This is a genomic window from Aminobacter sp. P4_D5, assembly GCF_056401815.1.
Genome location: NZ_JBFUIP010001297.1, coordinates 1 through 537, shown reverse-complemented (window position 1 = coordinate 537; position 537 = coordinate 1). Strand labels below are relative to the sequence as shown.

At 68.7% G+C, this 537-nt stretch carries 1 protein-coding gene; it reads right to left on the bottom strand.

Translation table 11 applies throughout. The features are described from left to right. On the bottom strand, positions 1-535 hold a 535-nt coding region (locus AC1DWF_RS38035), incomplete at its 3' end, for a DUF808 family protein (protein WP_476843575.1). Positions 536-537: the final 2 nt, after the last annotated feature.

Sequence of the window (537 nt, the reverse complement as noted above, 5' to 3'; positions counted from 1 at the left end):
CCGTGCCATAGACGCCGACCGTGATGCCGATGCCCACGGCCGCCAGGATCGCCGCCTGGCTCCAAAGCGCCGCATCGGGGATGGTCGCCAGTGCGATGGCCATGATCTCGGCGGAGAGGATGAAGTCCGTCTTGATGGCGCCGCTCACCTTGGCGTTCTCCAGGGCCACCGCGTCCTGCGCGGCTTCGCCGACGGCGGATTCATGGGCATGGGCGTCATGCGGCCACAGGGCCTCATAGGCCTTCTCGGCCCCCTCGTAGCAGAGGAAGGCGCCGCCGATCATGAGCAGCGGCGTGATGGCCCATGGTGCCAGGGCGCTCAGCACGAGACCCGCCGGCAGCAGATAGAACAGCTTGTTCTTCAGCGAGCCGACGGCGATCTTGCGCACGATCGGCAACTCGCGACTGGCGGAGAAGCCGGTGACGTAGCGAGGCGTGACCGCGGCGTCATCGATCACCACGCCGGCCGCCTTGGCGCCGGCCTTGGCGGCTTGGCCGGCAACGTCGTCGAGCGTTGCGGCGGCGACCTTCGTCAGGC